The organism is Mesorhizobium sp. M7A.F.Ca.CA.003.01.2.1 (assembly GCF_003998945.1).
Taxonomy (GTDB): domain Bacteria; phylum Pseudomonadota; class Alphaproteobacteria; order Rhizobiales; family Rhizobiaceae; genus Mesorhizobium; species Mesorhizobium ciceri.
The window spans coordinates 1-1,145 of sequence record NZ_RZRA01001298.1; the positions used below are offsets into that span (position 1 = coordinate 1).

1 protein-coding gene and 1 pseudogene are annotated in these 1,145 nt (G+C 63.2%); both read right to left on the reverse strand.

Annotated features, from left to right (window positions below; translation table 11 throughout):
• Positions 1–128: pseudogene (locus EN969_RS36435) on the reverse strand (GNAT family N-acetyltransferase); the annotation flags it as partial.
• A 33-nt stretch (positions 129–161) separates the two neighbouring features.
• Positions 162–1,145, reverse strand: a 984-nt coding sequence (gene ribB / locus EN969_RS32155; protein ID WP_127419791.1) for a 3,4-dihydroxy-2-butanone-4-phosphate synthase, incomplete at its 5' end; no start/stop codon positions are given.

Here is a 1,145-nt window from a genome sequence, read left to right on the forward strand (position 1 = left end):
GGGCCCGGACGATGCGCAACAAGTTCCCGGCGCGAAAAGAGATCGATCAGGAAATCCAGATCAGCCTCTTCTGGGCGGCGCAGCAAAAGCCGCTCGCTGCGCTGGCTGGAAGGCAGGGACGCATTCATCCGTCTTCTCCGGCAACCGGATCGACGGGAGGCTCAGAGGATCTCGGTCTTGGCGATGTGGATGCCAAAACCTTCAAGGCCGACATAGTGGCGTTCGCGCGAGGCGATCAGGTTGATCGAGGAGATGCCGAGATCCTTGAGTATCTGGGCGCCTAGCCCGATCTCGCGCCACTCGTTTTCACGGCGGCGCGCCTCTTCGTGATCCTCGCGGTCGCCGCTTGCCGGCCGCTTGCGCTCCTGATGCGCAACGCCGACGGAGCCTTCTCTGAGATAGACGATGACACCGCGCCTGCGCTCGCCCATTGTCTTCATGATGGCGTCGAGCCGGTGGCTGGTGCCGAAGACATCGGTCACCACATCCTCCGAATGCAGACGCACCGGCACGTCCTCGCCGTCACGAATGTCGCCGAAGACGATGGCGACGTGATGCATGGAGTCCCACGGCAGCGTGTAGGTGAAGACCTGTGCCTTGCCGCCGAGCGTGTCGATTTCCGAGCAGGCGACGCGTTCGACCAGCGTTTCCTTGCGCTGCCGGTAGGCGATGAGGTCGGCGACCGAAACCTGCTTGAGGCCATGCTCCTCGGCGAAAGCCTGCACCTGCGGACCGCGCTTGACGGTGCCGTCATCATTGACCAGCTCGGAAATGACGCCAACCGGCGGCAGGCCGGCGAGCTTGCACAGATCGACCGCTGCTTCGGTATGGCCTGAGCGCATCAGCACGCCGCCTTCGCGCGCGATCAGCGGGAAGATGTGGCCGGGGCGGACGAAATCCGAGCCACCGACATTGCCGTTGGCAAGATTGCGAACGGTCAAAGTGCGATCTTCGGCCGAGATGCCGGTCGTGGTGCCATGCTTGAAATCGACACTGACGGTGAAAGCGGTGGTGTGGGCGGAATCGTTGTCGGCGACCATGGGGGCAAGGTTCAGCCGCTTGGCTTCTTCGCGCGGCATCGGCGTACAGACGATGCCGGAGGTGTGGCGAACGATGAACGCCATCTTTTCGGGCGTGCAGTGGAC